Source organism: Roseibium sp. RKSG952, from assembly GCF_009711355.1.
Map to the genome: position 1 here is coordinate 317,114 of NZ_SMMF01000963.1, position 9,915 is coordinate 327,028.

General features: G+C 58.2%; 7 protein-coding genes. All 7 read right to left on the reverse strand.

The window, feature by feature from the left end; translation table 11 throughout:
- Positions 1–15 precede the first annotated feature (15 nt).
- Positions 16–1,014 (reverse strand): dihydropteroate synthase, encoded by a 999-nt coding sequence (gene folP / locus E1297_RS47675; protein ID WP_368669872.1) that lies wholly within the window; start codon positions 1,012–1,014, stop codon positions 16–18.
- The gene (locus tag E1297_RS47680) at positions 1,011–1,931 is read right to left on the reverse strand and encodes a dihydroneopterin aldolase (RefSeq protein ID WP_155151390.1); all 921 of its coding nucleotides are present in this window, start codon (positions 1,929–1,931) and stop codon (positions 1,011–1,013) included. Before E1297_RS47680 ends, folP begins: the two co-directional genes overlap by 4 nt.
- A gap of 102 nt (positions 1,932–2,033) precedes the next feature.
- The gene (locus E1297_RS47685; protein ID WP_155151393.1) at positions 2,034–3,410 is read right to left on the reverse strand and encodes a multicopper oxidase family protein; all 1,377 of its coding nucleotides are present in this window, start codon (positions 3,408–3,410) and stop codon (positions 2,034–2,036) included.
- 73 nt (positions 3,411–3,483) lie between these two features.
- Positions 3,484–4,125: a cell wall hydrolase gene (locus tag E1297_RS47690; protein ID WP_209016430.1), complete on the reverse strand. Its 642-nt coding sequence runs from the start codon at positions 4,123–4,125 to the stop codon at positions 3,484–3,486.
- A 187-nt stretch (positions 4,126–4,312) separates the two neighbouring features.
- Positions 4,313–6,853, reverse strand: a complete 2,541-nt coding sequence (locus E1297_RS51510; RefSeq protein WP_209016431.1) for a putative PEP-binding protein — start codon at positions 6,851–6,853, stop codon at positions 4,313–4,315.
- Between the two features lie 89 nt (positions 6,854–6,942).
- Positions 6,943–9,108 carry a glycine--tRNA ligase subunit beta gene (gene glyS, locus E1297_RS47700; protein WP_155151396.1) on the reverse strand — a complete coding sequence of 722 codons (2,166 nt, stop codon included), beginning with the start codon at positions 9,106–9,108 and terminating at the stop codon, positions 6,943–6,945.
- Positions 9,109–9,117: 9 nt separating this feature from the next.
- Positions 9,118–9,915 (reverse strand): sodium/glutamate symporter (locus E1297_RS47705; protein WP_305793826.1); only part of this gene is annotated, 798 nt, incomplete at its 5' end.

Below are 9,915 nucleotides of genomic sequence, written 5' to 3' on the forward strand. Positions count from 1 at the left end.
CTGCCTGCGACCGGATTACCGGACGGCGACCCACAGGCGCAAGGCCTGAGAGGTTTCGGCCACGTCATGGACCCGAATGATCTGCACACCTTGCGACAATCCAGCCAATGCTACGGCGATTGATCCCGGAGCGCGCGCATCCTTGCGCGGTTCCTGCCCAATGGTTCCAATGAACCCTTTGCGCGAGACGCCTAACAGTATCGGGCAACCCAGCCCATGAAACAGACTCAGGTTTCGCAGCAATGTCAGGTTGTGCTCTTCTGTCTTGCCAAAACCGATACCAGGATCGGCCACGATCAATTCGCGACTGAGGCCGAGATTTTCCAGATGAGCGATTTGACCTTCAAGGAAATCATACACATCCAACAAGACGTTGTCGTATTGTGGATCATCCTGCATCGTCGCCGGATCACCCTGCATGTGCATGACACAGACAGGGGCACCGATACGCGCGCAGAGAGGTGCAAGTTCAGCATCGAAAGTGAACCCAGAAACATCATTGACCAGCCCCGCACCTGCTTGCCAAGCGGCCTCGGCGACCTTGGATTTACGGGTATCAATGGAAATCAACGCGTCGGTTTCCGCCTTTATCGCCTGAATAAGTGGGCGCGTACGCTCGATTTCTTCATCCTCGGGGATAAAATCCGCCCCCGGCCGCGTCGATTCACCGCCGATGTCGAGGATCGTCGCCCCATGTGACACCATCTTCACAGCGGCCGAGCGTGCAGCGTCCACGGAGTTATGCACCCCGCCATCCGAGAAACTGTCAGGCGTCGCATTCAGGATACCCATGATCTGCGGCTGCGCCATATCCAGCCCCGCTATGGCTGGACGAGATCGGGTGAGACGTTCCAGAACATTAGCTGGGACTTCAGCAGCCTCGACGATCTCGGCGGGCCCACCGCGCGTCAGCTTTTCGGCGTGGGTAAACCAAAGCGCTTGTCCGGCAAGGTGTTTTGCTTCGACAGGCTTTGTCGGACCGTGCTGAACCAGAGGTCGAAAGTACTCGGTCACAGTTGCTTCTGCTCGATTGAAACAGATCGTAGCGGAGTTTTTGGTGCTTCGGGCAATTCGCCGCCGATTACCAGCATTTCACTGGCTTCAAACGTTGCTGCGAACCATGCAGCAAGCGCAACTGCATCAGATGGCGCGGCCGACGGACCATCAACTGCATCCAGAACAATCTTGGAAGGCGCCCAGACACAAATCTGTCCATTCTTCATCGCCCAATCCAGTTCGGTCCGGGTAGAAACCACCACACAGCGATGGTCCCGCGCCGCCAGAACCCAAGCGTTCTGTTCGATTGCCAGCAGATCAATCCGCCGCTGGGTCATCGCATGTCCGGTTTGAGACACAGCCAGATCAGCGGCTCCGACGCACAGGATCAACGGGCGTTGGCGGTTCTCAAGCTGATCAATCCAGCCGGTCAGATTGTCCGATGCAATCGCTTCGTTTGACAGAAATGCCAAGCGTGGATGGGGTCGTTCTTCTTCCACGACGTCGTGATGAACCGCGTCTTTACCACGTACTATTTCAACCCCCAGCGCACCGGGACCACGATCGAGTTTTTCAATGCGAACAAAAGCTCTTACAGCCTGAGGCTCAAGCAGAATGCGTTCAGCCACGCGGTCGGCCAAAGTTTCCAGCAGATTGAGACGCTCCGCCGACAACTCATAGGCAATCGCTTCGGTCACGCGGTCGTAGGACAGGATGCGATCCACATCATCGTCAATCGGATCGGTTATCGGCCGCACTTCAACCACGATATTGAAGCAGATGCGCTGAGTTGTTCCGCGCTCGGCCTGAAAAGCGCCGATCTCAACCTCTACGATATGATCACGCAGCGAGATGCGATCCAGCGGACCGCGTGGCGCTGTCGCTTCGGACCGTTCAGACGGGTGCGCAAAGGCTAGGCGGATTTCAGAACTCATGGTGCGCGCCTTTTCGGGCTCAGTGGACAAGTTTGCCCAAATTATACGATGCGCGCGCCTATAGCACCCAAACAAACGCCATTCCAGCCGTCGAATGCGGCGTCAGCTCACCTTGTACCAGCTCATCATACCAGATGCAGCGTGCCCCAGCATATGGCAATGCAGCAGCCAATCGCCCGGATTATCCACAACCAGCGCGATTTGTCGGGTTTGCCCTCGGTCGACCAGCACTGTGTCGCGCCACGGCCCCAATGTTCCGTCCTCCAACACCAGCCGGAAGTGATGACCGTGCAGGTGCATTGCATGCGGAAACACCGTTTCATTGACGAACTCAATTCTGTGGACGCTGCCCAGCTGCGCATCAAGAAACGGATCAGTGGGACGTTCTGCATATCCGTTCAGCGCCCAGAACCGCCCGAGTTGCGCCAGTTCCCGCCCGGACAGCTCTGCATCTCCGATCCTGGCACTCTCCAGCCATCGCATCGCCCCACCCTGCAGCACCATTCGATGCACTGGTGCCTGATCTATGTCCTGCAACTCAGGCAGCGGATTTCGAGGAAGCGGGTCGATCCCCTGTCTGCCCTGATCTCTATTTTGTTCTCCAATAGTGAACCGAGCCAGACCAAACGCACCGTCCCGCTCAAAGCTGACCAAACTGGCAGTGCCCTCAGACTCCGCGACGACATCAACAATCAGGTCTGCGCGCTGCGCCGGGGCCAGCGGAAATGCCTCAGTTACAGGTAGTGGCGCCTCAAGAGGCATTCCGTCCAAAGCTACGATCCAGCCGGACAAACTCTCTAGCCCGACATCGAAAATCCGCGCGTTAGAGCTGTTGATCAGACGCAATCGCAGTCGTTCGTGACGCCTCACTTCAAACATCGGATCAAACTGTCCGTTGACCAATACAAGATTGCCGAGACGCCCGGCGTGGCTCAGATCATGACCGTTATCAAAATCATCGACAATCAAAGCCGTCTCAGGATCAAGACGCCAGTCGTCCAGCATCAGCGTCAGGTCCTGATCCACATCGGGCTTGTTTGCTTCGTCTACGATCAACGGACCACTAAGGCCGCGGGCAACTTGCTCCATTGATTGGTTATGCGCGTGATACCAATAGGTTCCGGCATCCGGGACAACGAAGTCATAGTCAAACGAACCACCCGTCGGAACAACGTCCTGCGTCAGGCCCGGCACCCCATCCATTGCGTTATCGATACGGATGCCATGCCAATGAACCGACGTTGGCTGCGGTAGCTGATTTAGCAATCTGCGCTGTACCCGCGAACCCTGTGGGACCCGGATCGGGGCACCGGGAACTGTACCATCAAAACTCCAGACCTGAGTCTCTGGGAAGCCTTGAGGGGCGATACGCTGTATTGCTTCGCGCGCCTCCAGAACCTGTGGAGTGGCGCGGGCGGCAATGGGCAATAGCGAAAGAGCCGCCGCCGATTGCAGGATTTGTCTGCGGGTGAATTTCATTACGGGCCTCCTGGCCCGCAATATAGGACTTAGATTACCCCGCGCCATCAAGGTTCCAGCGCGGGTGCGTCAATCAGTTGCTCGCTGTCCGGTAGTTGTGGCGATAGAAGATGTGAACGCCGATCCGAGCAGTTTCCTTGTAGACACGCGACCATGACGGGCGCACTGCCTTGGTATGGTAGTGCGTCGCCCCTTCGGTCAGCTCTTTGGCAACACCGTCGATGGCAGCGCGGGCAACCTTGGCTACGCGCTCATACGCCTTCTTTTCGTGAATCACTTCCTTGTGCCCATCACAGGTATAGGTGAACTGGCACTGGTATTTCTTGCCGGTTCCCTGACGGATGACACCGCAGAGTGAATTCGGAAAGCGACCGCTTTCAACCCGGTTCAGGATTACTTCGGCCACGGCAAACTGACCACGAACGCTCTCACCGCGCGCTTCGAAGTACAGGGCCTCGGCCAGGCATTTCCAGTTTTCATCACCGGTTGCCTTGGGCTGTTTGTCCAGCCAGTCATTGGAATACGATATCTGAACGGGCTCAACCACCTTTCGTGGCTTAAACAAGTTCAGGTAGTCACGGAAGCTCTGTCCCGGCAATTCGCTTCGGGCAACCAGTTCTCGCTTCGCACTATTCGTTGCTTCCCTCTCAGCGAAGGACGCACTCGGCAGCACGGTTGCTGCCGATACGGCAACAGCCATTATGTAACGTAGCATCAGATAACCTCGCACAGGCACTTCACGCGCCATACCCTCCCCCGGCGGGCGCGACGAGGCTAATACCCCAGACAGGGGCAAACGTCTAGTTCTGATGAAAAAGCAAGAAAAATCTTGCCCGCGGGGCCAAATAAATTTGACCACAGGTCCATCCCAAACCCACTAATCCTTGGGCTTTCGGCCTCTGTCAACCCCCAAGTTTGGACGAAATCGCCAGTTGAGCGGCAGCCAGCCGAGCGACGGGTACACGGAATGGAGAACACGACACATAGTCAAACCCCAGATCCCGGCAAATGGCGATTGATTCGGGGTTACCGCCATGTTCACCACAGACTGAAAGTGTAACATCCGGCTGTGCCGCGCGCCCACGCTCGGACCCCAATTTCAGTAATTCGCCGACCCCATCAGGGTCCAGAACGTGAAATGGGTCCTCTGTAAACACACCCTGTTGCACATAAGCTGACATGAAACGGCCAGCATCATCGCGGGACAGCCCATAGGTCATCTGCGTCAGGTCATTGGTCCCAAAGCTTAAAAACGCTGTATTGGGTGAGATCTCTTCAGCGCGCAAACACGCGCGCGGTGTCTCGACCATCACGCCCAGCCGGTACTCGAATTCCTGCCCCTGCTCGGCGGCCACCGCGGCGGCTACGGAATCGATGCGGGATTTCACCAGCTCAACCTCGCGTTTGGCGGAAACCAGCGGGATCATGACTTCGGGCACCACAGGGGCGCCATTCTTGCTGGCTTCCAGCGTTGCCTCGAAGATCGCGCGCGCCTGCATGTCATATATTTCAGGCACGGTGACCCCAAGCCGGACGCCGCGCAAGCCAAGCATCGGGTTGTACTCGGTCATCGCTGCAACGCGACGTTCAACATCCGAGACCGGCAGATCAAGCGCTTCGGCCAGTTCACGCTGGCCGCCGCGTGTGGTGGGCAGGAATTCGTGAAGGGGTGGGTCGAACAGACGGATGCAGACAGGCTGCCCTTCCATGATCCGAAACAGCTGAACAAAGTCATCACGCTGCATCGGCAACAAACGCTCCAGCACAGCTGCACGTCCTGACGAAGTCTGAGCAAAGATCATCTCGCGCATCACGATCAGGCGACCGGGATCAAAGAACATATGCTCGGTCCGGCATAGCCCGATCCCCTGGGCCTGGAAATTTCGCGCGGTTTGCGCATCGGCAGGCGTATCTGCATTTGCGCGGATTGCAATGTCTCGCTCGGCATCCGCCCAACCCATCAAGGTCTGAAAGCAATCATCCAAAGCGGCTTCCAGCATTGCCGGTTGTCCAGCCAGCACCTGCCCCGAACTTCCGTCGATGGTCAGGATGTCACCGGTCTTGAATACGCGCCCATCCGGCGCGGTCAGCAATTTCTTCTTGGTCTGGAACCTCATGTCCGAGGCACCGACAATACATGGCAACCCCAAGCCGCGCCCGATCACAGCTGCATGGCTGGTCATGCCACCCTTTTCCGTTAGAACAGCCACGGCCGCATGCATGCCACGCACATCTTCCGGCGACGTCTCGCGACGCACAAGTACACAAGGCTCCCCACGCGATGCACTGGCCTGAGCTTCGGCGGCGGTGAAAACGATACGCCCTGTCGCAGCCCCCGGGCTTGCGGCAATCCCGGTGGTCAACACATCCCGCGTTGTTTCGGGATGGACCTGTCGGTGCAGTAGTTCATTCAGCGAATGCGGGTCGATGCGCATAACCGCTTCTTGCGGCGGGATGATGCCATCTTCGGCCAGACGAACGGCGATCCGCATGGCAGCCCGCGCGCTACGCTGCACACGTACACCGTCCAGAATGTGGATGTCGCCATTGTCGATGACAAATTCGACCTGCATTTCCTCGCGCAGCTTCTCTCGCATCAATGCTGCATGGGCCTTCAGGTGCGCAAAACCTTCGGGCGCGACCTCTTCCAGGGACCGTCCACGCGGGTCTTTCTCAAGATAGAGCGCGGCGACCCCCTCGCCCAAGGCATCACGGCCCTGGCTTTGGCTCAAATAGCGACCGGTGATCTGCTGGGTGCCGGTCGTCGAATCCACCAGTTGCAGAACGCCCGATCCGCACTCGCCCTGTCCGACGCCCGGGATCATTTCCTGAATGACCAATCCCAGCCCCGCATCAGCAGGTGCGCCCTTGGCCTGACGCAACAAGCGGGCCGAGGTTCCGTCCCATGCGCGTGCCATCGACCGCAGGACACCGATCAGCTGCTCGCCGCGGTCCTGCGGAAAGGCTTCGTCTGTCTCATCCTCATAGGCGCGCAGCGACTGACGCAATCCTTCGCGGCCGTCTGCTTCGATATCATCGAACACATCCGCATCCAGCCGCGCCACATGAATTGCGTAGCTCTGAACAAACCGCAGATAGAGCGCCGCCGCAGCCTCGGCACCCATCTTGTCAGACAGATCGACATAGCGGGCGTCGTTCATGCCGATGTTAAGAACGGCTCCGGGGCCGCCCCAATCCGGATCTTCCGAGCTGGGCCGGACACATAGCAGAGCCGCTGCATCGAACTGCTCAAGCACCGCATCAATGTCAGGCATGTCTCCCTCGGCCAGCCGATGCACCGCATCGAAGGACAACGCCACGGTTCGTGGCACCGGCAAATCCAGCCGAACCAAGCGTTGCAGGCATTTCGCCCGGCCACCATGGGTGTTGGCGGCGACGGGCGCGTCGGGAGTGATAAGCGTGGTATGCGGATTATTCTGCACTGCGGCACCTTTTGGTTTCACCGCAGCATAAGCGCCTTTGCCCTTCGCGCAAGGGCGTTATGGGCGCGCTATCATGCGCGCCCACATGTTTAACCTTCGATCTTGGTCAGATCGGCCACGCTGGAACAGACCTGACGGATCTGGCTCAGCAGGTTCAGGCGGTTACGGCGCAGGATATCATTGTCGGTGTTGACCTGAACATCCTCAAAGAACGCATCTACCGGGCCGCGCAAGCTTGCCATTGCGGACATTGCAGCCGGGAAATCCTCGGCCTTGAGGGCCGGATCGATCTTGGCCTGCGCTGCGTCCAGCGCTGCGAACAGAGCCTTCTCGCTATCGGTTTCCGCAAACTTGATATCCGCACCATAGGAGTACTCGACCCCGTCCTTTTCCTCGGCTTGGGTGAGGATATTGTTGGCGCGCTTGAAGCCCTGCACGAGGTTCTCGCCATCTTCAGTCGCGATCACTGCGTTCAGGGCACGGGCGCGTTTGACCAGCAGGTTGAGGTCAGTGTTCTCCTTTTCGATACAGGCATCGATAACGTCTTGGCGGATGCCTTTGTCGCGTAGGAAGACCTTTAGACGGTCGTGGAAAAAGGAGAGCAGGTCCAAAACAGTATTGTTTCGCAGATGAATCTCCTCGTCCGTCATCTCAGCCCAAGGTTCGCCGTCACCTCTTTTTTGTTTTTCATTTGCAAGTGCAATGCGATCCCAAAAATCGTCCCAATGGTGGGCATTCCAACCAATGGTGATCATCATTAGCCAATCTGCATCCAAATCGTTCTCAAGGATAAGCCGAATAACTCCCAACGCCGCACGCCGCAGCGCAAACGGGTCTTTCGATCCGGTCGGCTTCTCATCAATCGCCCAGAACCCGGTCAACGTGTCCAGCTTGTCGGCCAACGCCACGGTTACAGACAACGGCGCGGTTGGCACGTCGTCCGAGGGGCCAAGCGGCGAATAATGATCCTGCGCCACAGCGGCTACCGTGGCGTCTTCGCCTGCGGCTTCGATGTAGTAGCGGCCCATAATCCCCTGAAGTTCCGGGAATTCATAGACCATCTCGGAGCTCAGATCGGCCTTGGCCAGACGCGCGGCTTTCTCGGCCTGATCAGCATCCGCTCCGGTCACCGGGGCCAGTTCACGGGCCAGGGCGGCGATGCGATCGATGCGCTCGGCCTGTGTGCCGAGCTTGTTGTGGAAGGTCACATTCTCCAACGCGCGGGTCCATTGGGCGATGTCCGTTTTGGCGACACGCAGGTCGTTTTCCCAAAAGAACTTGGCATCCGCCAGACGGGCCGAAAGCACCTTCTGGTTCCCCGCCAGAATGGTCGCGCCATTGTCGCTGGTTTCGCGGTTAGCGACGGTGACGAAACGCTCGATCCGGCCGGTTTTCGGATTGCGAACCGAAAAGAACTTCTGATGCTCTTTCATCGAGGTTTGCAGAACCTCGGGCGGCAGTTCGAGGAATTCGTCGTCGATCTGCCCCATCAGGACCACCGGCCATTCAACCAGCCCGGCAACCTCGGCCAGCAACCCTTTATCCTCAACCACTTCCAGACCGGCAGCAAAGGCCATGTTCTGGGCATCGTTCCAGATATGCTCGGCCCGCTCTTCGGGTGACAAAACAACAAAGGCGCGTTTCAACTTGGCGGAATAATCTTCAAACGATGTCACAGAAAACCGGCCCGGAGCCATGAAGCGATGGCCCTCGGTCGTATCGCCCGATTTGATCCCTTCGACCTCCATCGGCACCACCTGGGCGCCAGCCTCATCTGACAGAATACATAGGATCGAGTGCAACGGGCGAACCCAGCGCATCCCACCGCTGCCCCAGCGCATGGATTTGGGCCATGGGAAATTGCGGATCGTGGCCCCAAGCACCTCGGCCACGATATCTGCCGCCGGACGGCCGGGCTTTTCGATGGTGGCGAAATAGACCGCGCCTTTGGGCGTGTCGCGTTCTTCCAGCTGGTCGCGGGTCAGACCTGCGCCGCGCAGGAACCCTTCGATGGCTTTATCCGGCGCGCCAACCTTGGGGCCTTTGCGCTCTTCCCGGATTGTCGGGCTTTCCGCCAGCAACCCTTCGACCGCCAGCGTCAGACGGCGCGGTGTGGTCAGTGCTGCAGCCCCAGCATAGGTCAGACCGGCCTCGACCAGACCATCGGTTATCCGCTTTTTCAGATCCTCACCCGCCCGGCTTTGCATGCGCGCGGGGATTTCCTCGGAAAACAGTTCGATCAGCAGGTCGGGCATTTTCGGTCCTTAGAAATTTACAATCGTCTGAATGACGATGGCATTGGCGATATCCACAAAGAATGCGGATACAAGGGGGAGCACGATAAAGGCAATAGGCGACGGACCATATCGCTTGGTTACGGCGGTCATATTGGCAATTGCCGTAGGTGTGGCGCCCAGCGCAAAGCCCCCGAACCCGGCAGCCAGCACTGCGGCACGGTAATTTCCGCCCATCAGCGGGAACAGAACCCAGATTACAAAGGCAACCGCAAATAGTGTTTGCGCGGCCATGATGACTGCGATCGCCATGCCAAGCTCGGCAATCGTCCACAACTGCAGGCTCATCAGCGACATCGCCAGAAAAGCGCCCAGCGCAAATTCAGAGATCAGCGCCAAAGACGGGGTGCGCGACACCGGAGGTGCCGAGGGTGCAATCGCGCTCCGCAGGTTCGAGATCACGATCCCCATGATCAAGCAAGGGACAAACAATGGCAGTTTCAGGCCCGCCGCCTGAATTGCTTCGCCCAAAACATAGCCTGATATGATCGCAAGGTTCAGATACAGCAGAACCCGCATGATGGCCAAATGATCAATATCGTTGGGTTGTTCAGTGGTTTCCTTTGGCAAACCGACGGTATGTTCCTCATCCGGGCGTTCCGGGCTCAGGGCACGACCCTCGATCAGCAAGCGACCAATCGGCCCACCAACCAGAGCGGCCAGCACGAGGCCTAGCGTGGCGACCGCCACACCAAGCTCGGTTGCGCCATCAAGACCAGCGGCTTGTGCAACATCGGGGGCCCAGGCAATCGCCGTACCATGCCCCCC

What these genes read in the sequence shown, in the direction of transcription:
- E1297_RS47690 (WP_209016430.1), bottom strand. Translation starts at nt 4,125, where the DNA reads ATGCTACGTTACATAATGGCTGTTGCCGTATCGGCAGCAACCGTGCTG.
- E1297_RS47680 (WP_155151390.1), bottom strand. Translation starts at nt 1,931, where the DNA reads ATGAGTTCTGAAATCCGCCTAGCCTTTGCGCACCCGTCTGAACGGTCC.
- glyS (WP_155151396.1), bottom strand. Translation starts at nt 9,108, where the DNA reads ATGCCCGACCTGCTGATCGAACTGTTTTCCGAGGAAATCCCCGCGCGC.
- E1297_RS47685 (WP_155151393.1), bottom strand. Translation starts at nt 3,410, where the DNA reads ATGAAATTCACCCGCAGACAAATCCTGCAATCGGCGGCGGCTCTTTCG.